The following is a 24683-nucleotide window of genomic DNA, read 5'->3' as shown; positions in this document are numbered from 1 at the left end:
AGCCGGTCGCCCACTCTATCCGTATTATATGCGCGTTAATCAGCGGTTAAAAACTCAAAAAAATTGATCTATGGCTGTTTCAACTAGAACTCCCCCTCCTATTCCTCCCAATTCTCCCTTGAAGGCTGAAACTGTTTCCCCGTGGTCGGCGTGGACAGGCCCGCTGACATTGCTCGGCCCTTCTGGCTTGTTGCTGCTTTTATTATTAGTCATACCAACTCTGGTGATTTTTCAGCTTAGTTTGGTGCCGAATATTAAACCGGGAGATTTGGTTAATCCTTCGGGAATCGGCAACTACCTGCGAGTGTTTGAGCCGCTGAATTTGCAGGTAATGGGTCGATCGCTCTTTTTCGCAACGGGGACTACTATTCTGTGTTTGCTACTGGGATTTCCCGTCGCTTACTGGATCGCCCTCAATGTCTCGAAAAAGTGGCGAAATTTAACTTTGTTAGGCTTTGTGTTGCCGCTGTGGACTTCTTCGCTGTTGCGATCGTATGCTTGGATTACAATTCTGCGTCCTACGGGGGTTCTCAACTCGCTGCTGGCACTTGTAGGCATTCCTCCTCTGGAATTGCTTAATCAAAGTTCCGCAGTTTTAATCGGCATGGCTTACAGTTATTTGCCTTATATCGTGACAATTCTTTACGCTTCTTTGGAAAAGTTAGACCGCAGGTTACTAGAAGCATCTCAGGATTTGGGTGCGAATCCAGTGGAAACTTTCTGGAAAGTGACAGTACCTCAGACTATGCCAGGAATTGCTGCGGGTTCTTTGCTAGTATTTATTAGCAGTTTGGGCGATTTTGTCGATCCGGAGTTGCTCGGTGGAGCTTCGAGCATGACGGCGGCTCGTTTGATTTACAATCAGTTTTTGGGGGCGACTCAAAATTGGGGGCTGGGTTCGGCTTTGAGTATGGTATTAATCTTTGCAGTGAGTATCGGAATTGCCCTTTTGCTCAAATATGGCGATCGTAATGCAATTTAGGATGTTGAAGGAAGAAGGAAGAAGGAAGAAGGAAGAAGAAAGAAAACAATCCTAACCAATTACCAATTACCCATTACCAATTACCGATTACCGAGAAATGGAAAAGACAGCAGAAAATCCACAGGAGGAAATACAAGCCGATATGTACTTAAAACCTAAATTTAAGATTTCTTGGCAGGTAATATTTGCCGTTTTGATGTTTTTTTATATGTACCTGCCCATCCTGGTACTCACATTTTACAGCTTTAACAAATCGCGTTTTAGCGCCGGCTGGGAAGGATTTACTTTAGATTGGTACGTTAAATTATTTAGCGATACGCGGATTTTAGTTGCCCTGAGAAACAGTTTAACAGTGGCTGTTTGTGCAGTTGCAATCTCGGCTGTACTCGGCACTTTGATGGCCGTTGGTTTAGCGCGCTACCGCTTTCCTGGCAAGAGTTTATATCAGGGAGTTTCCTACTTGCCGATTATTATTCCAGATATTGCGACCGCAGTTGCTACTCTGGTATTTTTAGCGGCGCTGGCTATTCCTCTGAGTTTGTGGACTATTGTCGCCGCTCACATTGTGTTTTGTCTGGCTTACATCGCTCTAGCTGTTTCTACTAGATTGGCAGATTTAAACCCGTATTTAGAAGAGGCTGCCTTGGATTTGGGTGCAACGCCTGTTGAGGCTTTTATTCAGGTTTTGCTCCCTCAATTAATACCCGGAATTGTTTCGGGTTGTCTGCTGTCTTTTGTCCTCAGCATGGACGATTTTTTGATTGCGAGTTTTACCGCAGGTAGCGGGACTACAACTCTGCCGATGGAAATTTTTAGCCGGATTCGGACTGGGGTGAAACCTGATATTAATGCTCTCAGTGTGCTGTTGATAGTAGGTTCGGGAGGATTGGCATTTTTAGCCGAATATTTGCGCGGCCGGGGCGAGCAAAAACGGGCTCATTAGTCATGAGTCATTGGTTATTGGTTATTAGTCATCAAAAAACCCGGTTTCTTAAAGAAACCGGGTTTTTGAAGCGGTAAGGTGCGAAGTACGAACCCTACCGAGCTTCTGCGTCTACGACTGAATTGCTGCTATTTTGCTGCTGGTAATTTCACTTTAGTAGCCAAACCTAGTGCTTCCAAAACTTGAATTGTCATCCAAGTGAAGTCAATTTCCCACCATTTCATACCGTGACGCGCAGAGTATTGAAAAGCGTGGTGGTTGTTGTGCCAGCCTTCGCCGTAAGTCAAAACCGCAACCCACCAACAGTTAGTAGAACTATCTTCGGTTTCGTAAGTGCGGTAGCCAAACTTGTGAGTGGCGCTGTTAACAAACCAAGTGCAGTGATATACCGCAACTAAGCGGACAAAAATTACCCAAACTACAAAAGGCCAGCCTGCTGCTAAGTAAAGCAACACGCCAAATGCGATTTGAACGGGGAGAAAGTAGTTTTGCAAAAACTGGTAAAAGGGGTCGCTCGAAATGTCTTTTGTGCAGCGAGAAATTTCAGCGTGAGCTGGACCTTTATATAGCATCCAGCCGATGTGACTCCACCAAAAACCCTTTTGGGCATTGTGAGGGTCGAGCGCGCTTTCGTCCGAGTGGGTGTGGTGCAATCGGTGCAGCCCCACCCAATCAATTATTCCTCCTTGACAGGCAAGGGCTCCGCAAAATGCTAGAAAGTATTCTACGAATTTGGGTGTCTGAAAACTGCGGTGGGTGAGCATACGATGCCATCCCAGAGTTATTCCCAAACCGCCGGTTATCCAGTGCATGAATACTGTTAAACCAACTGCTGTCCAATTGAAGTTACTGGGTAGCAGTGCGAACAAAGCGCCGATATGAAGCCCTGCTAAACTAATAACGTGCTTCCAATTGTATTGGAGTTTTTCTTGCGTTGCAATTGTCATTCTATTTTTGATTTCTGATTAGATGCCGAGCTGAATTCACCTATAAAAGCTTGGATTGAGGTAGTGAACTGTTTTGTTGAAGACTTACCCAAACTAATAAATAATGAAGGATAGATGTTGGATTAGGATTGAAAAAGATTTACTGCGGTATTTTGAAAATAAAAAATTTGGATGCCAAACAAAATTTTTTCTTCCCAAATCTATTATAACTGATTCTGGTTGTGGTTGGGTCGATCGCACCAGGGGATTCGATCTGTGTTCAACCCAACCTATACTCATCGCAAAAACAGGATTAGGCATTGGTCACGAGCCATTAGTCCAGACCTGATGACCGACAACCAATGACTAATTGCCGATCGCTATTTTTCGGCTAATTTCACTTTGGTTGCCAAACCCAGTGCTTGCAGCAGTTGAATTGTCATCCAGGTGAAGTCGATTTCCCACCATTGAAGACCGTGGCGAGCCGAGTATTGAAAGGCGTGGTGGTTATTGTGCCAGCCTTCGCCGTAGGTGAGCAGGGCAACCCACCAGCAGTTCGTCGATCCATCGCCCGACTCATAGGTGCGGTAGCCAAATTTGTGGGTAGCGCTGTTAACCAGCCAAGTGCAGTGGAACACCACCACGATCCGCATAAATACCCCCCAAACCACGAAAGACCAGCCGCCTAATAAATAAAGCAACACACCGAAGACAACTTGGATGGGGATAAAATATGCTTGGAGAAACTTGTATACTGGGTCGTCGCCGATGTCTTTAGTAAAGCGGGGGATTTCCACTCTGATCGGGAGATCCGAGAGCATCCAGCCCATGTGGCTCCACCAGAAGCCTTGATTGGAATCGTGGGGATCTGTTTCCGTGTCGGAATGTATGTGGTGTAACCGGTGCATTCCTACCCAGTCGATCGGGCCACCTTCACAGGAAAGGGTACCGCAAATAACTAGAAAATACTCTAGCCATTTCGGTGTTTGAAAACTGCGGTGCGTGACAAGGCGGTGAAATCCGAGAGTAATTCCTAAACCACCTGTTACCCAATGCAGGAATACTGCTAGCCCGACAGCAGACCAGCTAAAATTACCCGGCAGCAAGGCAAATAAAGCACCGATGTGCAGAAATGCCATAAAGCCTACGACAGGCCAATCAGGAGAAGTTTTTTTGGAAGTTGCAATCGTCATGAATATATTATGTTTACAAACTAGGGGCCGCATCTACGCCATAATGAACAGCGCGCACGCAAAGGGTGAGCGAGGTATAGATGAATAGCGTTTCACGGCTACAGGAAGCAGAACAGGCACTCTTTCAGATTTTTTCTGGTATTGACACTACAGTCAAGCAAAATCTTCAACGAGTCTTAAAAGCTTTTCGCAGCCACCGGGTTGGAGTCCACCATTTTGCAGGGGTTACGGGTTACGGCCACGATGATTTGGGTCGAGAGACTTTGGACGGGTTATTTGCCGAAGTGGTAGGGGCAGAGGCCGCGGCTGTCCGGGTACAGTTTGTTTCGGGTACTCACGCGATCGCCTGTGCTCTTTTTGGCATCCTGCGTCCTGGTGATGAAATGTTGGCAGTGGCTGGTTCTCCCTACGATACTTTAGAAGAAGTGATCGGCTTGCGGGGGCAAGGTCAAGGTTCACTGCTTGAGTTTGGCATTAGTTACCGTGAGTTGCCTCTAACTCCCGAAGGAAGTTTGGATTGGCAGGCACTAAGCTCTACTATTTCAGCAAAGACTCGCCTGGTTTTTATCCAGCGCTCTTGCGGCTATTCTTGGCGGTCGAGTTTGTCTATTTCTGAGATTGAAAAAATCGTCGCCATAGTCAAACATCAGAATCCTAGCACAATTTGCTTTGTTGATAATTGTTACGGGGAGTTTGTTGATGATTGCGAACCTACTGCTGTGGGTGCGGATCTGATGGCTGGTTCTTTAATCAAAAATCCGGGGGGTACGATCGTACCTGCTGGGGGTTACGTCGCCGGGAGGGCTGATTTAGTGGAGGCGGCAACTTGTCGCTTGACGGCGCCAGGAATTGGCAGCAGCGGCGGCGCTACTTTTGATTTGAATCGGCTGCTGTTTCAGGGTTTGTTTATGGCTCCCGGTTGTGTGGGGGAGGCGATGAAGGGCAATCATTTGACGGCTTATGTTTTTTATAAGTTGGGTTATCGAGTGAATCCTATGCCTTTGGCTAGAAGACGAGATGTGATTCAGGCGATCGAATTCGGTTCTGCTGATAAATTAGTTGCTTTTTGTAGGGCGGTTCAGCAAAATTCCCCCGTCGGTTCCTATTTAGATCCAGTGCCGGCTCCGATGCACGGGTACGAGAGTCAGTTGGTGATGGCTGGGGGTACTTTTATTGATGGGAGTACGTCGGAGTTTTCGGCTGACGGGCCACTCCGGGAGCCTTACGTGGCTTTTTGTCAGGGGGGGACTCATTGGACTCATGTATCGATCGCTCTTGAGGATGCGATCGAGGCTGTGGGCCCAGCTAAGTAAGTTGTAGGGGCGGTGCCTCTTGGGGTAGGGGGGTTCCTTCTTCTCCCCTGAGTTTTGAATTAAAGAGTAGATTTTTTGCAAGAATCTGAGGATTTTTAACCGCAGAGGCACGCAGATTGACGCTGATGTTGGGTTTTTAGATTGTGTAGGTTGGGTTTAGCGGAAGCCAAGCCCAACAACTACAAAACTCTCAAGGTGTTGCTTCAAGTTTGCGCTGGCGCATTAGAAGAAATAAAGGCAAACCCAGGGAAACACCCACCAGTTAGTTAGTGGCAATATAAATCCACAAATTTTTCCTTTTTAGACGCGAACCTTCGCTAAATACAAAAGTACCAAAAACCAGCCAGGACACTATTAGAGCCATGCCGAAAAAACCGGAAATTTGATTAGCCAACAACTCCCTGAAGCAAGCGTTAATATTCAACCCTTCTTCTAAGAGAAACGGGACAAACTGGGAGTAGGGCAAAGCAGTGCCTAGAATACAGAGAATTAAGTACGCAATTTACAACATTTTGACACCTCCACTTTATTAATTAAAAATCGCTGTATTTGGGAGTTTACTCAGCATTGCGGAGTGCTTGAATATCGCTTTGCATAATTATGCTGACATTGCGCGAAATCTTGTCGATTTCCCAATCCCACCACCTAATTTCTAATAGTTGTGCAACTTCAGCATCGCTAAAACGCTGTTTGATTGGATGGGCGGGGTTTCCACCCACAACGGTGTAAGCGGGAATGTCTTTTACTACAACGGATTTGGCGGCAATGACGGCACCGTCGCCGATTTTTACTCCAGGCATAATGAAGGATTCATAGCCGATCCAAACATCATTGCCAATGACGGTATCGCCTTTACTTGGCAGTTCCATTAATAAATTCATGGCTGTTTCCCAACCATTCCCAAAAACAGGAAAAGGATAAGTTGAAATCCCGTCTAGTTTGTGATTGGCACCGTTCATGATGAATTTGACGTTGGTAGCGATCGCACAAAATTTACCAATAATTAATTTGTCGTTTCCGTAGTTATAAAGTACATTTTTTTCAAAGTTTTCTGGATCTATTGGATCGTCGTAATATGAGTAATCGCCGACGATAATGTTGGGGGATTTAATAAAGTTTTTGATGAAGCATACGCGCCGCTGATCGGTCATCGGATAAGGTCGGTTTGGATCGGGCCCAATTTCTGTCATAAGTTTCCATCCTTATTCGTTAAGCTGCTGGATTGATGTAGTGTTAGTTTGAGTGAGGTTTGCTTCTGCTTCCTTAACATAGAGTAATAAAGTTTGTCAAGGGGTGGGCGAGAAATTTTGGGTTTATCGCCCTGCAAGAAATCAGACAAAATGGTAAAAGCCAACATCCATCCCCGTTCCGAAGCGGTTAAAAATCCAAAATTAATATGAAAGAAGCGATCGCAGTGAGATAATTTATGAGAGTACGAACCTACGAAATCGGTGATACCCAACAAATTGTAAAACTGTTTTACCACACCGTACACGAAGTAAACATCCGCGATTACACAAAAGCACAAGTAGATGCTTGGGCGCCAGCAGATATCGATATAGAAAGTTGGGCTAAAAGTTTAAGCAGTAAATTTACTTTCGTAGCAGAAGAGGGCGATCAAATTGCAGGTTTTGGGGAATTAGAAGCAAGCGGCCATATCGATCGCTTTTACTGTCATCAAGATTTTCAAAGGCAAGGAGTCGGCCGGCTAATTTTAAAACAAATTGAGTCAAAAGCCAAAGACTTAGGAATTAACAAGTTATTTACCGAAGCCAGCATTACAGCTCGACCTTTTTTTGAAAGCCAGGGATTTATTGTGATTAGAAAACAAGAAGTAGAACGCCGAGGACAAAAACTCATCAACTTTCCCATGCAAAAAAATATATAAACAACGATTTGTGTAAAATTAGATCGAAGAGTTTTACGGAGGAGTTGCGATGGTGACAGAAGCTACAAATGTGGTGGGCGGAAAGTTAGAGACTTGCTGCACGTCGCCGATGACGGGCTATTATCGAGACGGCAAATGCAATACAGGTGGTGGCGACTTTGGGGCTCACACTGTTTGTGCTCAACTGACAGAAGAGTTTTTGCAATTCACTAAATCGAACGGAAATGATTTGAGCACTCCGGTTCCCGAATTTAATTTCCCCGGTTTGAAGCCTGGGGATTGCTGGTGTTTGTGCGCTGCTCGGTGGAAGGAAGCAATGGATGCAGGAGTTGCGCCGCCTGTGGTTTTGGCTGCGACTCACGCCTTGACTTTGGAATACGTTTCTTTAGATGAATTGAAGCAGCACGCTGCTGATTTGTAGGAGGATGTTGGTGTGCGATCGCTTTTAGTCAATAAGGGCGATCGTCTTTTTCTGATGAACATCAAGTCAATGGATTTGAGATCGATCGCCACTCAAATATTTAAGTGCGAGCGCTCGTCATTGCGAGGTTTTACTATTAGATGAACTTACGGCTTTACTCGCTCCTGATTCTCAGTTAGATTTGGTGCCCGCGGTGCAGCGTTTGGTCAAAAATTGCGGGCTGACGGCTTTGTGGGTGACTCACCGTTTGGATAAGTTGAATTATTGCAATGGGGCTTTTTTGTTGGAGAAGTGTGAAGTGGTCGATCGGGGCGATCCAGCAAGGTTAAAGCAGCGGTTGATGCAAATTCAGGAAGTTTAGTGGCTGAAGTTTGGCCAGAATTAGCGATCGCATTTCATCGGACGTGATATTAAAGGTAAAACAAGGATGACTAACGGGACTTAGACAAAAACTGAAGCCATTTTGGATTCAAACCCAGATAGAGAAATACTTTTAGCTCAAATGGCCATGAATCTAGTTATACCAACGGTTTCAGACATTTTTAGGTTATAGACCTCTTTGCATTGTCTAGATGAGATTTCAACTCCTAAAGGGGCTGGAAAATGTTTAAGTCTCACTAAAAATCTTGCTGTGTAAGTCTTCTTCCTTCTTCCTTCTATTTAACGATCGCGATCGCGACACTGTATAATCCTGTGAAGGCTATTTTGAGCCACCAGGGTCATTAAACAAGAAAACTTCATATTTTTCCTTATGTTAGACGCTAAAACTCTATTTCAAGAAACCTACTATCTGGCTAAAAACCCAGAGGTAGCAGCCGCTGTAGCCAAAGGGAACTTCCAAAACGGATTTGAACACTTCACCCAATTCGGTCAATTTGAGGGTCGCAACCCTAGCGCCCTATTCGATACTAATTATTATCTCCTAAATAACCCTGAGGTTGCCACCGCTGTCAACAGCAAAGCTACCACAGCAATACAACACTTCATTAATTTTGGAGAATCAGAAGGCCGCAATCCTAGCCCATTCTATAACAACAGCTATTATCTAGGGAAAAATCTCGATGTTGCTGCGGCTGTCGATCGCGATGAAATTACTGGTATTGGTCACTTCATCCAATTTGGTGAATCGGAAAACCGCAGTCCTAGCCCTTTATATAACGATAGCTATTATCTGGCAAAAAACCCAGATATTACTGCTGCTGTTGAGCGCGACGAACTCACTGGCATTGAACACTTTATCAATTTTGGTGCTGCTGAAGGGCGAGATGTCACCCCATTTATTAAGTCTGGTGACTCAACCTTGCCAAATGGCGTTGCTTCTGGAGATACCACCCAAACTTCAACGGTTTTGTGGACTCGCAGCACAGTTCTGGGTAATGTTGTCTTTGAATACTCCACAGATCCAAACTTCAGTAACAATCTCGGTACTCTCACAGATACCGTCACCGATGTTACCGTACCCGTGAAAGCTCAACTGACGAATTTAAAGCCTGGTACTCAATATTTTTATCGAGTGCGTGATGCCGCTGGCACTTCAGCAGTTGGGCAATTCCGCACTGCTGCTGAGTTGGGAAATCGCCAGGGTTTACGATTTGGGGTAGCAGGCGACTGGCAAGGTCAACTTACTCCTTTCCCCGCTATTTCCAATGCGCCGGAACGCAATCTCGACTTTTTTGTTCGCCTCGGCGACAGCGCTTATGTAGACGATCTATCGCCGGATTTGCCGGGAGTCAGACAACCTAAAACTTTTGAAGAGTTTAGCACCAAGCACAATGAAGTCTACGGTCAACGTTATGGCCTCAATACCTGGGCGGATTTGCAGGCTTCTACTAGCATCTATGCTAGCTGGGATGACCACGAACTCACGAATGATTTTGCCGGGGGTGCAACACCTAGTGAGTCACCGCAAAAAGAAGGAATTTTTGGGACGGGGGGAGGCTTTGTCAATGATACGCCTGTATTTGACACAGGTTTACAAGCATTTCAAGCCTACAATCCCGTGCGAGATGATTTTTATGGCAATACGGGCGACTCTCGCACTGCTAATGAGCAGAAACTTTATCGTTACAATACCTTCGGCAGTGATGCAGCTACATTTGTGTTAGACTTGCGCTCTTTCCGAGATAATTCTTTGAAAAGTATCCCAGAAACTTCCGACCAAGCTACTGTTAATAAGTTTCTCAATGATGCCTTTACGCCCAATCGCACGCTGTTAGGAGGGGCGCAACTTCAGGATTTGAAAAATGACTTACTGAAATCTCAACAAAATGGCATCACTTGGAAGTTTATTATGTCAAGCGATCCGATTCAAAATTTTGGGATTCCGGTTGCAGGCGATCGCTGGGAAGGTTATGCTGCTGAACGAACAGATTTGCTGCGTTTCATCAAAGAAAATAACATCAAAAATGTGGTTTTTGCGACCGGAGATTTTCACGGATATGTCGTGAATAATGTCACCTATCAAGAAGCCGCAGGTCAGCCGCAAATCCCTACGGATGTTATTGATGTAATGACCAGTCCTGTTGCTATTCAGTTGAACATCGGGCAAGGGCCGTTTGCCGCCCCCTTTGGTCCAGCAACAGTTGCTTTTACGCCCACCGTTTTGCTGCCACAATCGGAAAAAGATCGCTATAATTCATTGCCGACAAGGGAAGAAAAAGATGCTTTTGTCCGCAATATTCTGGATACTCGGACAGCGCCGCTAGGATATGATCCAGTTGGTTTGGAAGGTTCTGGGATTGACGCTAGACTGATTCAGGGAGAGTATTTAGGAGTGCATACCTACGGCTGGAATGAGTTTGAAGTTGCTCCTGAGAGTCAGCAGTTGCGGGTAATAACTTATGGTATTGAACCTTACACGCAGTCTCAACTTGATGCTAATCCCAGTGCGATTATTAATCGAAAGCCATTTATTGTCAGTGAGTTTGTTGTTAATCCTAAGTGATTAAATAGACTTCGTGCAAAAAGATCTAGGCGATTGAAATCGCGGTGACACAAACTAAGTCCGCCTACGCGGACTTTCAAATGATAATTATGGTGATTTGTGTCATAATTTTGTACCTCTAATTTTCGGAACTGTAAAGTTTTAGAGTTGAATTTATGGTTCCCAATTACAGATAGACTCTGGCTTGATCGGGCAAGTTTTAGGAGCGATCGGATTTCCGCTGAGCCTAATTTCAGTCAGGTTAGTCAAGGATTCTAGCGGTTTGATGTCGCTGATTTGATTTTTTTCGAGGGAGAGCAAAGTCAGGTTAGTCAAGGATTGTAGCGGTTTGATGTCGCTGATTTTATTGTTGGTGAGGGCGAGCAAAGTCAGGTTAGTCAAGGATTGCAACGGTTTGATGTCCTGGATTTGATTGCTCATGAGGACGATCCCTGTCAGGTTAGTCAAGGATTCTAGCGGTTTGATATCGCTGATTTGATTGTTGGTGAGGGCGAGCAAAGTCAGTTTATTCAAAGATTCTAGCGGTTTGATGTCGCTGATTCGATTGTTGCTGAGGACGATCCCTGTCAGGTTAGTCAAGGATTCTAGCGGTTTGATGTCGCTAATTTGATTGTTGATGAGCCAGAGCGAAGTCAGTTTAGTCAAGGATTCTAGCGGTTTGATGTCGCTAATTTGATTGTTGTGGAGGTAGAGCGATGTCAAGTTAGTCAAGGATTCTAGCGGTTTGATGTCGCTGATTTTATTGCTGCCGAGTTTGATCTCAGTCAGGTTAGTCAAGGATTTTAGCGGTTTGATGTCGCTGATTTTATTGTTGTCGAGCCAGAGCCAAGTCAGTTTAGTCAAGGATTCTAGCGGTTTAATGTCGCTAATTTGATTGTTGTAGAGGTGGAGAGAAGTCAGGTTAGTCAAGGATTCTAGCGGTTTGATGTCCTTGATTTGATTGCTCATGAGCTGGAGATGAGTCAAGTTAGTCAAGGATTCTAGGGGTTTGATGTCCTTGATTTTATTGTTGTCGAGGTAGAGCTTTGTCAGGTTAGTCAAGGATTGCAACGGTTTGATGTCCAGGGTTTTATTGTTGCTGAGGTCGAGCTTTGTCAGGTTAGTCAAGGATTGCAACGGTTTGATGTCGCTGATTCGAGTGTTGTGGAGTCCGAGCTGTGTTAGGTTAGTCAAGGATTGCAACGGTTTGATGTCCTTGATTTTATTGTTGCCGAGGTAGAGCTTTGTCAGGTTAGTCAAGGATTCTAGCGGTTTGATGTCATTGATTTGATTGTCGCTGAGGACGAGCCCAGTCAGGTTAGTCAAGGATTCTAGCGGTTTGATGTCGTTGATTTTCTTGTCGTTGAGGTAGAGTTCCTCGATACTCGAAAGTTTTTGATAGGCTACATCGCACTCAGTAGTCTCTGCTACCTTCAACAGCAGCTCAACAGTATGTTTAGCTTCAGGACTCAAAGAAGCTTGAGCGCGACACCAATCAGCAAATGTTCGTCCACTTTTTCCCGCTTGCGTTTCCGAGACTAACGCGGAAGGTCTATTTCCACATGATGCCAGACCGATCGCACAACAAGTAACTACTATCAATTTTTGTAAATTCATGTGTTTCTGTGCAACTATAAGTTTCATAATCTTTTACCTCTAGTTTTCCCAAATTTATACAACAAAGACACGGCAATACCGTGTCCCTGCAAAACATCTATTACAAACTCTCTTAATCACCTCACTCAGTAACTTATACTAATTTTTAGGTGCCTCATTTTTCATAATATTCTGTGCCGAGCGAGGATATTTCCACGCTCGGCACCCACTCAACTAATTAATATCAACTCCCACCAAATCTGCCACAACTTTCTCCAATCCAGCTATCACCTTCGTCGTCCGTTCCCAATCCACCTTATCGGGTGTATCTTGCGCCGTGTGATAGTAAGGATAGCGATAGGGAGCAGTATCTGTCACCATCAGCCCTGGATAACCATGTTGCCAAAAAGACCATTGATCTGACCAACCAACACCAGGAATGCCACCGGGAATTGCTGCACCTTCCGACGGAAATTCAGCATGGCGGCGGAAAGATGCGATCGCCTCTCTAACCAGTTTACTTGAGGATGTATTGCCAATAAATCCGATAAAATTTCCCGATGTAGGATAAAAGAGGTTTAATGGTGCTGGATATTTCTGGCTGTTTTTGGCATCTGAGTAATAACCAATTGTTTCTAAACTGAGCATCGAAACAATTTTTTCATTACGCTCTCTGCATCTTTTCGCATAAACCAAACTCCCCATATCAGCAGTCCAGAAAAAAGGCGGTTCCTCATTCACAAACTCAACAAAACGCACAGTTTTTTCAGGCTTTTTACCTGCAAACATTCTCGCTAAAGCCAGCACTCCCGCCGCCCCCGTTGCATTATCATTGGCCCCTGGACTCCCGACCACAGAATCATAATGTGCCCCAATTACAACTATTTCATCTGCCTTTTTTCCCCCTGGAATCTCCACTTCTATGTTATAATAAAATTTATCATCAATTTTATATCCTTGTCGTTCAACTTTATAGCCAGCCGCTTGAAAAGATGCTTCGAGAAAGTCAGCGGCTTCTCCAAGTTTTTGATATTGTATAAAGTTGCGCTCTCCGATTTCACCAGAGAGCTTTTCCACATCGCGCTGTAAAGCATCTCGGAGCGAGATTTCCTGTGCTGTTAAAGGGGGAATTGTCCCGCTGTAGCTTTTCCCTGGCATTGCAATCATACTCAACCATATCCCACTAATCAGACTAATTAAGATCGTACTAAGGATAGCCAGTCTAGTTAACGTTCTGCGATTCGATAATTCAATTTTCCCCAATAGCATTTGTTTTCTCTCTTTGGCTATCCTTGAAGAGTAGGGTGCGTCCGTTAGCGTTATTTTTTCAATAATCCAATATATCCTGACTGACGCACCCTACCAGTTTACACATCTGGTAACTTATACTGCCCCACAATCCGCTTAGCATATTCCGGCACATGAGCCTCTAATTTCTCAGGATAATTGCGCTTCACGTACAGATAATTGCGAGTGAAATGAGAATCAATCGAAAACCGAGCATATTCCAAACCCTTCGGCCCAATTCTCTCAATAAAAACTCCCATTAACTTCGCCGCCCACATCGGCAAAGTCACTCCTTTTTCATAAGCCGGAATGCTTTGCTGAACGGCTTCTTTTCGGTTTCCCTTAGACATTACGGGCTGAGTATTTAACTGATCCGTTACCAAGTCTAACATCTCTTGCCCGGTGTCATTTCGCACTACAATCCACTGCCACCCAAAGGGTGCTCCCATGTAGCCCACAACTAAATCTGCTAAAGAATTGACATAATCAAAACAGCTCAAACAAGAAGGAGCAAAAACATCTTTCAATTCCTTAGTATTCAAGCCAAAAAACGGCACTTGTTCTTCCGAACCATCTTCGTGTTTGAAGTGAACGTTAAAGTCTTGCATAAACTCGTAAGAAACCACCGTTTCAGGAGAACGGCTAGTCGTGTCTAGGAATTTCTGCAAGCCTGCACGGCTGACATTATCGACACAGGGAGTTCCCAAAACGTAGAGCTTTTCTAAACCGAGTTTTTTCTCGACTGTTCGCAAGGCTTGAATTTGACAGCCGACGCCAATTACTAACAGCCGCTTCATCCCCGATTGTTCGATTTGTTCTAATACTGAAAGATTGGGAGAAAGAGTTGGTTTGTTGACTTTTGCTGCCAGAATTTCTTCGCGATTTCTAGCAATAATCGGCATCGGTTGAAAGCGGTCTTCCTTAGTATTTTGGACGCAAACAACGCCTTCTACAATTCCTTTTTCGAGCATTTCAATGGCAATTGTGCTGACGATTCCCGTCCACTGAGCGCCCTCGATCGGTTCTTTTTTCCGAGCCGCCATCATATTTTGACTGACTCCGAAATACCAATCGTCGGGATTGTCGAGATTGCGCGATCGCCCGTGAATCTCTTCTTCTAATTCCGCGATGTGCTGTGTTAAGAAAGCACAAGATTCCTTGACATAATGGATGTAATATGTATCGCACAAACCGCACTCGCTGCAAAGTTCTTTAGCGGGGCGGCGGCTACCCGGTTTGAGGGCCTTGGATTTTTGGTGCTTAGTAGAATCTGTTGCGGTCATCTAAATTACTTATTTTATGCAGATATGGCTTTTGTTAGGATATCACAGCAATTTCCGTTGATTTACCTCCTTTATTCTTTCTTTCAGTCGTCGCAGGCGGACGCAAGCTTGTGCGGGAGCAAATTGGGTTCGCCCGAAATTGGCGGTTTTCAAAGCTTAAAAAATATTAGTCAGGACTTACCTAGGTTGCGCTAGAAACCCGGTTTGTTGCTGAATACCTCACTCTTAAACCTAAGATTTAGGATAAAAACCGAGTTTCTTTGTGTAGTTTTGGTAAAAAAAATCCGGTTTCAGAGCAGCGCAGTGCGTCCAGGAGTGTTTGTGTAAGTCCTATTAGTATCAATCCGGATAAAGCGGGCGATCGCGCGAATAAATTGCCAAATAAAGCTATAAAAAAAATGGTAAAAATGTTTGTGACCACAGCCGTCGCTGGCATCATGATGAATCTCGCAATTTCGAGCTTAGGATTTGCTGCTTTAGTTCGTCCTGTTCCTGCTATGAATCAAACTGTTGCGACTCTAGAAAGAATGCTCAGCGCGACACAAAAGCCGACGGCGCTGAACTATTCGCGCCTGGGGATTGGCGGCGTTCGGTTGGGGATGCGTGTAGAAGAGGCCAAACGCAAGTTGGGAAAACCGCAGCGCGACGAAACTAAACCTGCTGGGCCTGGCATCGGCGGCAAGATTCGCACGCTAACATACTCAGGATTGACGGTAGCTGCATGGGAGGGAAAAGTTTATTTGATTTCTGCTACCAAGCCCAAGTTCGTGACAATTGATGGTGTGAAGCTAGGAGATAACAGCCAAAAAGTCGTTAAAACTTACGGTTACGGGCCGCAATCAGTGCAGGGTGGAGTGACTCGCTTGACTTACAGCAATGACCAAAAGGCTTCTAATTTGATTGTGGAAATTAAGGGCGATCGCGTGCAAAAAATTCTTGTCAGCACGCAGCTAAACTGAAATATTAAACAACAGTGCAAAAGTCCCGGTTCACAAGTTTGTAGTAAGGATTTTAGTCCTTATTTATGAGGTTTTTTAGCTCTTCGGTGAGTTGACAGGAGGGCTTTTTCCTAATGTGCGATCGCCCGCGTCTCCTTCATCCTCTTCATCATCATCCGACAATTTTGTCATTTCCTCAGCAATTAGTGTCTGAAAATCCTCTCCGCAGTGAACGTTGAGATGGATTGCAGCACTCAGGAACTCTGCTAGAATTTCAGCTTTTTGTCGATCGCTCAAATCAGGTAACTGAAGCTGAGCGATTAAAGTAATCACATTTTGACACTCAGTACCCAATTCTTCAATTAACGTACTCAGCGTAGAATTAGTTACAGCAATTGTCCGATCGCTAACTTGCATCTTTACTTATCCAATTCTCAGTCCGCTACGAGTGGACGAAAGTTTGTTCGCGGTTTCAACCGCCGAGCGATCTCGGATTTGGGATCACACCTATAAAAAAAAGTAGAGGTGCGATCGATCGCATCTCTACAAAAGTTCTAAATAAGGTGCACAATGTGCACCTTACCAATTAGCTGTTCTGGGGAACAGGAGCACTCGGTGCTCCAGAAAAAGTCGGCGCTGGTACAGAATTACTCGGTGCACCAGTCTTAGCCCGCTTTTTGATCAAGATTGGCTTGACGCTGTTTTCTCCACCAATCGGGGGATCTTCTTGTTGAGCGTAATCCGCGCCCATCCAAGCAGGACGGCTTTGATCGAAAGCCATTTGCAAAGCAGCAGCGGCGATCGCGTGGGAGTCGTACTCCTCGGATAACTGAGATACCAGAGGCAAGAAAGATGCCATCCGTTCGCCAGCCAAAGCTTCGCGAACTTTACCCTGCATCTTTTCCAACTGACGAGCTTCAATTTGCGCCCGTGTCGGAATGTTTCGCACCGTCAAGCTCGATCGAACGTGGCGTTCAATCAAACGCAGTTTGCGGCGATCGACCGGTTGAATCAGCGTAATTGCCGTTCCTTCGCGACCAGCCCGGCCCGTGCGTCCGATCCGGTGAACGTAGCTTTCCACACTGTCGGGCAAATCGTAGTTAATCACGTGAGTCAAGTGATCCACGTCCAAACCCCGCGCCGCAATATCAGTCGCCACTACCCAGCGCACCTGACATTGGCGGAACCGATGCAGCAAGCGTTCCCGCTGTGCCTGATTCAAATTACCGTGATACTCATCAACGCTGTGACCGGCTGCTTGCAGTTGGCTGGTGAGTTCTGCCGCCGACTGCCGAGTCCGCACAAAAATCAGTGCAGATTCCGGGTCTTCCATTTCTAAAATTGGCTGTAGGGCTCTTGCCTTCGACCAGCCGCGGGGAATCATGTACACGCCTTGGCTGATGCGCTTTGGCGTTGCTTTTGGCTGTTCTACGGTGACGTTGACTGGGTTACGCAAATGCCGCGCCACCAATTTCCGAATGGAAGCTTCCATCGTCGCCGAGAAAAATGCCGTTTGACGTTCTTTTGGTGCAGCATCCAAGATTTTTTCCACATCTTGGATAAAGCCCATGCTCAGCATTTCGTCAGCTTCATCCAAAACCAGCCACTTTACCTTGTCTAGTTTCAGGCTGCCACGGCTGAGCATATCCAATATGCGTCCGGGTGTACCGACGACGACGTGCACGCCGCGCTTCAAACGCTGCATTTGACGATCGATCGATTGACCGCCGTACACTGTCAGAACTTGCAGAGAGCGACCCACTTTTACCGGGCCCTCGCTGCTGATGCCGCTCAAATCACGGATGGCTTCAGTTACTTGCATCGCCAATTCGCGAGTCGGCGTCAGCACCAGTGCTTGCACCGCAGTTACATCTAAATCAATCCGCTCCAAGATGGGCAACGAGAATGCTGCCGTTTTGCCTGTCCCTGTTTGGGCTTGACCCACAACGTCGCGACCTGCTAGCAAGTGCGGAATTGCTTGTACTTGGATGGGAGTAGGTTCTGTAAAGCCTAGTGTTTCCAGATGGAGAACGAGTTCTTCCGAAAGACCTAAGCCTTCAAACAATAAATTCATTAATGCTCCTAATAACGAGTCTTAGCCTTCTAAGTTGCCCAACTCGGATGCGGATTTCTGCTCTAGGGCAGGAACTCATAAGAGTTCTTTATGGTGCTGCGCCTGCGCGCACCTTCTTAAATAGCAATCGAGTATAGGGCAGCTCCGTCGATGGTGACTAAATTTACCAATTCGACAGCCGTCTTTGATTTTGTGACATCACCGATACCAACCGCCAGGGGTCGGGTTATAGGCTTCCAACATTCTTAAAACAGGACATTGGACTTCCTTTGAGGTACTTGCAAGCTTTCCCTCTTAGGCATTTTATAGTGAGGATCATGACCAGCCCCACTTCACTACATAGTAGTAACAGGTTGTTTGGTTCAGGCGCTATCCCGCAATCCGTCGCCTGCGGGATTGAGCGGGGGATGGGGCGACCGTTACCGCCTATCCATCTCAACACTCTTTCGGGATACCGTTGTGGTGTAGGGCGGACGGCGAAGCAATCTCAAATTATCCCCGCTTATTTCTGGCTTGTTATCATCATAACTCTTTACATTCAGAAACAAAACATTAAATTCGTTAAAATTTTCCGATGTTCTGTAGAGATTACCGCACCCCGACGGGGAGGGTCGATTGCCAGATAGGGGCTAAAAAAGTTTAGAACCCCTTTGCTACATATCTTTGCACAATTGTGTACTAACCGTTACTTTTGTTGCACAATCCGCTAATCATTTTTGGCTCGTGTCCGGTTTTTGTTCGCCGCACCGTCTCAGGCAACAGTTCCAGCAATTACTTACACTTGACCGTAGAGGTCGTAGACATCTGCACCAGTAATTTTCACAGATACGATTGAACCCAGCCGCGCTTCTCCTGTGACATAGACGAGTCCATCTACTTCTGGGGAAAACCGAGCGGATCTACCAATCAACTCGCCTGTCTCTGGTTGTTCTTGTTCTATCAGGACATCAACTACCTGACCGACAGACTCTTGATTCTTCTTCAATGATATAGGTTGTTGTGCCGCCATTACCGAATTTCGCCGCATTTCCATTATTTCTGCAGGTATTTGCTGAGGCAAGCTGAAGGCTGGGGTTCCTTCTTCTGGCGAAAATACAAAAACTCCTACGTGATCAAATTCATGGCGCTTGACAAATTCCAGCAAGTGTGCTGCGTGTTCGTCGGTTTCGCCGGGGAAGCCAACAATAAAAGTTGTTCGCATCACAGCGCCCGGAAGTGCTGCTTTGAGCCGATCGACTATAGCATCATTGATCCCGGCTTGAAAAGGTCGATTCATCGCCCGCAGAATTTCCGGGTGCGAGTGTTGCAGGGGTAAATCCAAATACGGCAAAACGTTGGGCGTTTCGCGGATTGCCTCGACAACTTGCGGAGTCAAACCTGTAGGATAGGCGTAGTGCATCCGAATCCAAGGTACATCTACTTCACCCAAAGCCCGAAGCAGTTCGGCTAGTTTCGGTTCGCCATAAATATCTTTGCCGTAGTTGGTGGTAATTTGAGAAATTAAGATAATTTCCTTTACCCCTTCGGAGGCTAATTGCTTAGCTTCGGCGACGATAGATTCGATCGTCCGCGATCGTTGATTTCCGCGCAAGTGCGGGATAATGCAAAATGCACAGCGATAGTCGCAGCCTTCTGCTATTCGCAGATAAGCGACACCTTCCGATGTGGTGCGGTAGCGGGGAGTAGTTTCGTCAGCGATGTAAGTAGGTTCTGAGGAGACGAGGGAAACTCGATCGCCCTTTTCCACCTGCTGCATAACATTGACTATTTTGTGATAGTCGCCTGTGCCGACAATTGCGACTGCTTCTGGCAATTCATCCAGCAATTCCTGCTGAAAATGCTGTGCCATGCAGCCGGTGATGACTACTTTTTTATTAGCTTCTGCCAATTCTACCAAGGTGCGGACTGACTCTTCTCGCGCAGCTTGGATAAAACTACAAGTATTGACTACAACATAATCAGCTAATTCTTCATTAGAATCCACTTGATAGCCCGCTTGAGCCAGCAAGCCAATCATGTGTTCGGTATCGATGCGATTTTTTTCGCAGCCGAGGTGAGTAAATGCGATCGTTGGCTTCGTTGCCATGCAGTAATAGTTAGTGTTGCGCTATTTCTAAGAACATTTTATGATATCACACTCCTTGCCAATTGGCAAGATATTGGTCTAATTTGTCGATCGGCTGCGACCAGTGGGACTTTTACCTTGGGGGCGGGCCTAATCACCACCCCACAAGAGTCTTAAGATTTTTCCCGATGCAAATCTTGATGTTTTTTGAGCTTAAAAATACTGCTAGCCAAACTTACGAGGGGATTTGATCCGACGATACATCCGGGGCGATCACCAGATTTGCATCACCCGAAAGCACTTGAGCAGCAGACCCAGTAGTTAATCGATGATCGTAAGAGTGTGTTCCCAAACCCTTAACTTGGCGCATCAAAGTGCCCATTTCCAAAGCACTCATCGCATAATTCCAGCCCAAATTGCTTTTAATTCCAGCCCTTTCCAAAGCTTGCTGCATCGTGTCAGTCGTCACCACCCCAAAAATCACCGGCACCCCTGTCTGAAAAGCAGCAGCAGCAATTCCCTTAGCAACCTCACCCGCCACAAAATCGAAATGAGGAGTTTGGCCCCGAATTACCGCACCCAGACAAATTACCGCATCGTAGCGGTGAGAAAGAGCAGCTTGGCGCGCCACCAAAGGAATCTCAAAACTTCCCGGAACCCAAAAAAAGTCCACCTGAGAGCCATGAGGATTAACATCAACCCCGTGGCGTTTCAAACAATCTTGACATCCCTCCAAAAGTTTGTTAACCACCAAATCGTTAAAACGACCGATGACAATAGCAAACCGCAAAGATTCGGTGTGAGTAAAAGTTCCCTCGAAAACAGTCATAGTGCTCTAGTTTAGATTTTAGGTTTTAGATTTTAGATTTTTGTTTGTGAGAAGGCAAAAGTCAGAAAGCAGCAGCATCTCATCTGAATCTCAAGTGCAAAAACATACAGGATCGCGCGGTCTGGAAAAATCCTAGCTTCTGCCGAATGCCTTTCAATCGCTGGTGAATGCCTTCATCCTTCTATCTTTTACCTTCTTTATTTGATAGACTTGGGGGAAATTAAACGACTAAAAAGTTCAATACACCCACTGCAATAACCAGCAAAAACCAGAGAGCCGACCCGACATAAATCAGGGATTTAGACTGATTCCAGTTTTGGGGAGAGGCATAAGCAACTGGCACGCCAACGACCATCACAAAAGACAGCAGTACCAGACCCAGTAAAACCACTTGAAACAGAATTGATAACATCTTTTCTCCTTTCGATATAACCGTGCGTTGATCCGAAATAGTTTCCCAGAACCGAAAAAAATCTTCCAAATTCTAGTTTTTGACAGTTTCCCGAGAGTTGATCGAGAGATTGTCGGTTGATTGATACGAAAGAACCCGTGCAAATTCGGGCGTTGCGCGAACAGGCGTCAGCGGCTCTTGAGATTTTGATCAATTTTATCATTGTTCGCTACACGACAGAAAACTGGAAAGGTTAAGTTAAAGCCCGATCGACACATCCGGTTTCAGAGGGCGAGAAATTGCTACTGTTTGAGTTAGAGATGCGGGATTTTCGGCTATGGACTTAGTTTTGTGCCACACAACAGCAGATTTTGACGCCTTGGGGGCGGCGGTGGGACTTTGCGTGCTGCGCCCCGGTAGCAGGATCGTACTGACTGGCGGGTGTCATCCGACAGTGCGGGATTTTTTGGCGCTACACCGCGACGAGTACCCACTGATTGAACGCCGATCGGTCAATCCGCAACAAATTCGATCGATTACTATAGTTGATGCCTCCCAGCGCGATCGCTTGGGAAAAGCCGCCGAATGGCTGGATTTGCCACACCTCAACGAAATAGCGGTTTTTGACCATCACCTACAGGCCGATTTAGACATCCCCGCTACTGTTACGCAGATCGAAGCAGTCGGAGCCAGCACGACATTAATTGTCGAAAAGCTCAAAAATCAAGCAGAAAACAGCGACACACCATTCCGCCTGTTGCCTTCGGAAGCAACAGTAATGGCCCTCGGCATCCACGTCGATACAGGTTCTCTCACCTTTGAGGGCGCAACTGCGCGAGATGCTATAGCTTTGGCGTGGTTGATGGAACAGGGAGCGAGTTTGGGGGTAATAGCTGAATATGTAGAACCCGGTTTGTCTCCTCAATTGCAAGATTTGCTGAGAGAAGCGCTGAATAATTTGCGATCGGAAACTTTGCACGGTTACAGCGTAGCCTGGGTGCTGCTATCTACTGAAGCTTACGTTCCGGGGCTTTCTTCCCTGGCTTCTCGCTTGCTCGATTTAACTGAAACCGATGCTCTGCTGTTAGGCAATGTTTATAACTTTAGCGAAAACGACAACAACCGCAACATCGCTCCCGAATCGTCCGTTTCCAATCGATTAACTATTATCGGTCGATCGCGCATCGAAGGAACAAACCTCAGCGAATTGTTCAAACCCCTCGGCGGCGGAGGCCACGCCCGCGCCGCTTCCCTCGCCACCCGCGATGTTGACCCCCTGCTGACTTTAAATCAGTTAGCTGACGAACTCAAAACTCAAATTCCCCACCCTCCCACAGCCCGGGAATTAATGTCGTCTCCAGTGCGGAGTATTCGCCCGGAAACATCGGTGGGGGAAGCTCACCGTATCCTCCTACGTTACGGACATTCGGGGCTTTCTGTGGTCGATGCGGGCGATCGACTCGCCGGCATTATCTCGCGGCGCGACATTGATATTGCCCTGCACCACGGTTTCAGTCACGCCCCGGTGAAGGGTTACATGACTCCGCAGCTAAAAACGATCGCCCCAGATACCTTGCTGCCGGAAATAGAATCTTTAATGGTGACATACGATATCGGGCGCTTGCCAGTGTTGGAAAACGGTCAACTGGTGGGAATTGTTACCCGGACTGACGTGTTGCGGGAATTGCACCAGCAAAAAGCGCGAGACAGGGGAAGTAATGCAGAATTGTCTTATTGTGCCGTGCCCGAATCGGTTGAGCAGTTGTTGCGATCGCGCATTAGTCCCGAATTATGGCAATTATTGTCGATCGCCGCCAATATTGCCCAAAATCGCGGCTGGCAACTTTATATTGTGGGTGGAGCAGTCCGGGATTTACTCTTAGCCACGGATGATACACTGGCGCTAACAGATATCGATTTGGTTGTGGATGGAAAGTGCGGTTCCGACGATTCCGGTGCTGGTGTCGAGTTAGCTTCCTCGCTGCAAAAACTTTACCCCGAATCGCGTTTGGACGTTCACGGTCAATTTCAAACCGCCGCGCTTTTGTGGCCCAAAGACTCTGCTTTCGGCTCGCTGTGGGTGGATATCGCTACGGCTCGCACTGAATTTTACCCTTATCCGGCTGCAAATCCTGAAGTTGAGGCGAGTTCAATTCGCCAAGATTTGTACCGCAGGGATTTTACAATTAATGCGCTGGCTGTGCGGCTGGGTATTCCTCGCAGTGGCGAATTGTTAGATTTTTTTTGCGGTTTGCTGGACTTAGAATCGAAGCAAATTCGAGTTTTGCACGCCAACAGTTTTATCGAAGATCCGACGCGAATTTATCGCGCTGTGCGGTTTGCGGTGCGGTTGGGATTTGAAATTGAGCCGCAGACGGAAGGATACATCCGCAACGCTTTGGCCAGCGGGATTTATTACCGAATTCAGGGGGAAAACGGCCGAGCTCCGGCTTTGGAAACTCGGCTCAAAAGCGAATTGAAATACATTTTGCAAGCTCCTTACTGGAAAGTTGCTTTGCAGATGCTGGGAGATTTGCAGGCTTTGCGCTGCATTCATCCTAGTTTGGAGTTGGATCGGGAGTTGTGGCGCCAACTGCGTTTGCTCGATCGGTGTTTGAATGGAAGAAGAAGGAAGAAGGAAGAAGGAAGAAGGAAGAAGGAAGAAGGAAGGAGGAATAAGGAAGAAGGAAGAAGGAAGAAGGAAGAAGGAAGGAGGAAGAAGGAAGAAGGAAGAGACAATTCCCTATTCCCCATTACCCATTCCCCATTCCCCATTATCAATATTCCCGATTGGCAGATGCGGCTGGAAGTTTTGATAGCTTATTTAGCGCCGGAATATCGCAGCAAGGTGGCTGCAAATCTTCAGTTACCTGCTGATAGCATTAAGCGGTTGGAAGTTTTGGAAGCCGGAAAGAACCAGTTAGCAGAGAATTTGCCTAAGTGCGAGTTGCCGAGTCAATTGGTGCTGCTGTTGAGAAATTATGAGTTGCCGGTGTTAATTGCTATCTCCCTACAAAGTCCGCGCAGTGCACGCCGCCAAATCTGGGAATATCTCACCAAATGGGCGAATGTTGAGCCGCCTTTGAATGGCAACGATTTGAAGGATTTGGGTTATAAGCCGGGGCCTGGATTTAAACGAATGTTGGATGATTTGTTGGCGGCGAAGTTGGATGGCGATTTGGGCGATCGGGCTGCTGCTATCTCTTTCTTAGCACAACGTTATCCTCAAGCTTAGTAAGGTGCGTCAGCAGCGCGTTATTTTTTCTCTACTTGATTAGCTAATTGCTGACGCACTCTACTGAATTTTTAGTGTTCAATCCCAAACAGGTTAACCAGGCGATCGCACATTATTGATATTTCGAGAATTAAGGTGAAGAAACATCACGCTCCTGCTTTAATCGCAATAGTCCTTTACAAAATATTTGTGGCTTCCCTCTTGACAGTAACTTAGATTGATTGGCTTTTTTCCGGAAAAAATCATCAAACTTGAGAAAGTTTTTCGCAATCTTATTTGTTAGAAAGCAAAAGCAAAGTAATTGAATTTATAATAGCAAAAATTCAAATTATTAAAAATAATAACACCTGACTGTTTAGCGGAATTACCGCAGCCACTTATGCAGTTTAAACTGCT

The 24683-nt window shown here is 46.1% G+C and carries 20 protein-coding genes and 3 pseudogenes; 10 read left to right on the top strand and 13 right to left on the bottom strand.

The features are described 5' to 3' along the window. The first annotated feature begins 70 nt into the window (after positions 1–70). Both D0A34_03115 and D0A34_03110 read left to right on the top strand, forming a co-directional pair. Positions 71–982, top strand: a complete 912-nt coding sequence (locus tag D0A34_03115; GenBank protein ID UNU17984.1) for an ABC transporter permease — start codon at positions 71–73, stop codon at positions 980–982. 97 nt (positions 983–1079) lie between these two features. Next, a complete protein-coding gene (locus tag D0A34_03110) occupies positions 1080–1925 on the top strand; it encodes an ABC transporter permease (protein ID UNU17983.1) in 846 nt (281 codons plus the stop codon). A gap of 128 nt (positions 1926–2053) precedes the next feature. Here D0A34_03110 and D0A34_03105 read toward each other — a convergent pair whose 3' ends face one another. Then, positions 2054–2872, bottom strand: coding sequence for an acyl-CoA desaturase (locus D0A34_03105; protein UNU17982.1), 819 nt, complete (start codon positions 2870–2872; stop codon positions 2054–2056). Positions 2873–2975: 103 nt separating this feature from the next. Between D0A34_03105 and D0A34_03100 the strand changes: the two genes are divergently transcribed. Then, positions 2976–3200, top strand: coding sequence for a hypothetical protein (locus D0A34_03100; GenBank protein UNU17981.1), 225 nt, complete (start codon positions 2976–2978; stop codon positions 3198–3200). A 31-nt stretch (positions 3201–3231) separates the two neighbouring features. Here the strand turns inward: D0A34_03100 and D0A34_03095 are convergent, their stop codons facing one another. Then, the gene (locus D0A34_03095) at positions 3232–4044 is read right to left on the bottom strand and encodes an acyl-CoA desaturase (GenBank protein UNU17980.1); all 813 of its coding nucleotides are present in this window, start codon (positions 4042–4044) and stop codon (positions 3232–3234) included. An 80-nt stretch (positions 4045–4124) separates the two neighbouring features. Here D0A34_03095 and D0A34_03090 point away from each other — a divergent pair, with 80 nt between their 5' ends. After that, a complete protein-coding gene (locus D0A34_03090) occupies positions 4125–5357 on the top strand; it encodes an aminotransferase class I/II-fold pyridoxal phosphate-dependent enzyme (protein ID UNU17979.1) in 1233 nt (410 codons plus the stop codon). A gap of 190 nt (positions 5358–5547) precedes the next feature. Here the strand turns inward: D0A34_03090 and D0A34_03085 are convergent. Both D0A34_03085 and vat read right to left on the bottom strand, forming a co-directional pair. After that, positions 5548–5868, bottom strand: a pseudogene (locus D0A34_03085) (DUF2834 domain-containing protein). Between the two features lie 46 nt (positions 5869–5914). Beyond that, a complete protein-coding gene (gene vat, locus D0A34_03080) occupies positions 5915–6547 on the bottom strand; it encodes a Vat family streptogramin A O-acetyltransferase (protein UNU17978.1) in 633 nt (210 codons plus the stop codon). A gap of 236 nt (positions 6548–6783) precedes the next feature. Between vat and D0A34_03075 the strand changes: the two genes are divergently transcribed. The 4 genes and pseudogenes from D0A34_03075 to D0A34_03060 all read left to right on the top strand — a co-directional run bounded on the left by D0A34_03075 (position 6784) and on the right by D0A34_03060 (position 10610). Then, positions 6784–7245 carry a GNAT family N-acetyltransferase gene (locus tag D0A34_03075; protein UNU17977.1) on the top strand — a complete coding sequence of 154 codons (462 nt, stop codon included), beginning with the start codon at positions 6784–6786 and terminating at the stop codon, positions 7243–7245. A 49-nt stretch (positions 7246–7294) separates the two neighbouring features. After that, positions 7295–7666: a DUF2237 domain-containing protein gene (locus D0A34_03070; protein ID UNU17976.1), complete on the top strand. Its 372-nt coding sequence runs from the start codon at positions 7295–7297 to the stop codon at positions 7664–7666. A 112-nt stretch (positions 7667–7778) separates the two neighbouring features. Continuing rightward, positions 7779–8027: pseudogene (locus tag D0A34_03065) on the top strand (ABC transporter ATP-binding protein). A gap of 390 nt (positions 8028–8417) precedes the next feature. Further along, the gene (locus D0A34_03060; GenBank protein UNU17975.1) at positions 8418–10610 is read left to right on the top strand and encodes a phosphodiesterase; all 2193 of its coding nucleotides are present in this window, start codon (positions 8418–8420) and stop codon (positions 10608–10610) included. Between the two features lie 153 nt (positions 10611–10763). Here the strand turns inward: D0A34_03060 and D0A34_03055 are convergent, their stop codons facing one another. The 4 genes from D0A34_03055 to D0A34_03040 all read right to left on the bottom strand — a co-directional run bounded on the left by D0A34_03055 (position 10764) and on the right by D0A34_03040 (position 15194). Beyond that, positions 10764–12206, bottom strand: coding sequence for a leucine-rich repeat domain-containing protein (locus D0A34_03055; GenBank protein UNU17974.1), 1443 nt, complete (start codon positions 12204–12206; stop codon positions 10764–10766). A gap of 213 nt (positions 12207–12419) precedes the next feature. After that, complete coding sequence (locus D0A34_03050; GenBank protein UNU17973.1) at positions 12420–13454, bottom strand: aminopeptidase; 1035 nt, start codon at positions 13452–13454, stop codon at positions 12420–12422. A 98-nt stretch (positions 13455–13552) separates the two neighbouring features. Further along, positions 13553–14755: a hypothetical protein gene (locus D0A34_03045; GenBank protein UNU17972.1), complete on the bottom strand. Its 1203-nt coding sequence runs from the start codon at positions 14753–14755 to the stop codon at positions 13553–13555. Positions 14756–14993: 238 nt separating this feature from the next. After that, complete coding sequence (locus D0A34_03040; GenBank protein UNU17971.1) at positions 14994–15194, bottom strand: hypothetical protein; 201 nt, start codon at positions 15192–15194, stop codon at positions 14994–14996. A gap of 1 nt (position 15195) precedes the next feature. On the opposite strand from D0A34_03040, the gene D0A34_03035 reads away from it, so the two are divergent. Continuing rightward, positions 15196–15714, top strand: coding sequence for a hypothetical protein (locus D0A34_03035; protein ID UNU17970.1), 519 nt, complete (start codon positions 15196–15198; stop codon positions 15712–15714). Positions 15715–15852: 138 nt separating this feature from the next. Here D0A34_03035 and D0A34_03030 read toward each other — a convergent pair. From D0A34_03030 to psbZ, 5 genes and pseudogenes are all read right to left on the bottom strand, one after another. Beyond that, positions 15853–16110 (bottom strand): annotated as a pseudogene (locus tag D0A34_03030) (hypothetical protein). A gap of 169 nt (positions 16111–16279) precedes the next feature. Further along, positions 16280–17767: a DEAD/DEAH box helicase gene (locus D0A34_03025; protein ID UNU17969.1), complete on the bottom strand. Its 1488-nt coding sequence runs from the start codon at positions 17765–17767 to the stop codon at positions 16280–16282. Positions 17768–18542: 775 nt separating this feature from the next. Continuing rightward, entirely contained in the window at positions 18543–19853 is a 1311-nt protein-coding gene (rimO, locus tag D0A34_03020; GenBank protein UNU17968.1) for a 30S ribosomal protein S12 methylthiotransferase RimO, read from the bottom strand. Between the two features lie 214 nt (positions 19854–20067). Beyond that, positions 20068–20661: a 6,7-dimethyl-8-ribityllumazine synthase gene (locus D0A34_03015; protein UNU17967.1), complete on the bottom strand. Its 594-nt coding sequence runs from the start codon at positions 20659–20661 to the stop codon at positions 20068–20070. A 220-nt stretch (positions 20662–20881) separates the two neighbouring features. After that, positions 20882–21073 (bottom strand): photosystem II reaction center protein PsbZ, encoded by a 192-nt coding sequence (gene psbZ, locus D0A34_03010; GenBank protein UNU22144.1) that lies wholly within the window; start codon positions 21071–21073, stop codon positions 20882–20884. A 316-nt stretch (positions 21074–21389) separates the two neighbouring features. Between psbZ and D0A34_03005 the strand changes: the two genes are divergently transcribed. Beyond that, positions 21390–24287, top strand: a complete 2898-nt coding sequence (locus D0A34_03005; protein ID UNU17966.1) for a CBS domain-containing protein — start codon at positions 21390–21392, stop codon at positions 24285–24287. Positions 24288–24683 lie beyond the last annotated feature (396 nt).

This window comes from Microcoleus vaginatus PCC 9802, from assembly GCA_022701275.1.
Lineage (GTDB): Bacteria > Cyanobacteriota > Cyanobacteriia > Cyanobacteriales > Microcoleaceae > Microcoleus > Microcoleus vaginatus_A.
This window is presented reverse-complemented; position numbering and strand designations above follow the sequence as displayed.

What these genes read in the sequence shown, in the direction of transcription:
- D0A34_03090 (UNU17979.1), top strand. Translation starts at nt 4,125, where the DNA reads ATGAATAGCGTTTCACGGCTACAGGAAGCAGAACAGGCACTCTTTCAG.
- D0A34_03070 (UNU17976.1), top strand. Translation starts at nt 7,295, where the DNA reads ATGGTGACAGAAGCTACAAATGTGGTGGGCGGAAAGTTAGAGACTTGC.
- D0A34_03055 (UNU17974.1), bottom strand. Translation starts at nt 12,206, where the DNA reads ATGAATTTACAAAAATTGATAGTAGTTACTTGTTGTGCGATCGGTCTG.
- psbZ (UNU22144.1), bottom strand. Translation starts at nt 21,073, where the DNA reads ATGTTATCAATTCTGTTTCAAGTGGTTTTACTGGGTCTGGTACTGCTG.
- rimO (UNU17968.1), bottom strand. Translation starts at nt 19,853, where the DNA reads ATGGCAACGAAGCCAACGATCGCATTTACTCACCTCGGCTGCGAAAAA.
- D0A34_03060 (UNU17975.1), top strand. Translation starts at nt 8,418, where the DNA reads ATGTTAGACGCTAAAACTCTATTTCAAGAAACCTACTATCTGGCTAAA.
- D0A34_03110 (UNU17983.1), top strand. Translation starts at nt 1,080, where the DNA reads ATGGAAAAGACAGCAGAAAATCCACAGGAGGAAATACAAGCCGATATG.
- D0A34_03115 (UNU17984.1), top strand. Translation starts at nt 71, where the DNA reads ATGGCTGTTTCAACTAGAACTCCCCCTCCTATTCCTCCCAATTCTCCC.
- vat (UNU17978.1), bottom strand. Translation starts at nt 6,547, where the DNA reads ATGACAGAAATTGGGCCCGATCCAAACCGACCTTATCCGATGACCGAT.
- D0A34_03095 (UNU17980.1), bottom strand. Translation starts at nt 4,044, where the DNA reads ATGACGATTGCAACTTCCAAAAAAACTTCTCCTGATTGGCCTGTCGTA.
- D0A34_03015 (UNU17967.1), bottom strand. Translation starts at nt 20,661, where the DNA reads ATGACTGTTTTCGAGGGAACTTTTACTCACACCGAATCTTTGCGGTTT.
- D0A34_03050 (UNU17973.1), bottom strand. Translation starts at nt 13,454, where the DNA reads ATGCTATTGGGGAAAATTGAATTATCGAATCGCAGAACGTTAACTAGA.
- D0A34_03075 (UNU17977.1), top strand. Translation starts at nt 6,784, where the DNA reads ATGAGAGTACGAACCTACGAAATCGGTGATACCCAACAAATTGTAAAA.
- D0A34_03005 (UNU17966.1), top strand. Translation starts at nt 21,390, where the DNA reads ATGGACTTAGTTTTGTGCCACACAACAGCAGATTTTGACGCCTTGGGG.
- D0A34_03035 (UNU17970.1), top strand. Translation starts at nt 15,196, where the DNA reads ATGAATCTCGCAATTTCGAGCTTAGGATTTGCTGCTTTAGTTCGTCCT.
- D0A34_03045 (UNU17972.1), bottom strand. Translation starts at nt 14,755, where the DNA reads ATGACCGCAACAGATTCTACTAAGCACCAAAAATCCAAGGCCCTCAAA.
- D0A34_03100 (UNU17981.1), top strand. Translation starts at nt 2,976, where the DNA reads ATGAAGGATAGATGTTGGATTAGGATTGAAAAAGATTTACTGCGGTAT.
- D0A34_03105 (UNU17982.1), bottom strand. Translation starts at nt 2,872, where the DNA reads ATGACAATTGCAACGCAAGAAAAACTCCAATACAATTGGAAGCACGTT.
- D0A34_03025 (UNU17969.1), bottom strand. Translation starts at nt 17,767, where the DNA reads ATGAATTTATTGTTTGAAGGCTTAGGTCTTTCGGAAGAACTCGTTCTC.
- D0A34_03040 (UNU17971.1), bottom strand. Translation starts at nt 15,194, where the DNA reads ATGATGCCAGCGACGGCTGTGGTCACAAACATTTTTACCATTTTTTTT.